1 rRNA gene is annotated in these 206 nt (G+C 58.7%); it reads right to left on the reverse strand.

From position 1 onward, the window contains the following. Positions 1-84, reverse strand: a 5S ribosomal RNA gene (rrf, locus tag AC5RUO_RS20075); the annotation flags it as partial. Between the last annotated feature and the right edge of the window lie 122 nt (positions 85-206).

Below are 206 nucleotides of genomic sequence, written 5' to 3' on the forward strand. Positions count from 1 at the left end.
GGGTGCAGTACCATCGGCGCTGTGGGTCTTAGCTTCCGGGTTCGGAATGGGACCGGGCGTTTCCCCCACGCTATGACCGCCGTAACCCTTGTACCCGTCACCAACCCGTGGGGTGGTGTGGGAAATCTTTGGTTACAACTTCCTGCCCGTTGGGGCAGTGGTGGTGTTGTATTCAGTTATTGGTTGGTTCCGTGCAACCGTGACCC

It is taken from the genome of Arthrobacter sp. Y3221087, assembly GCF_059089905.1.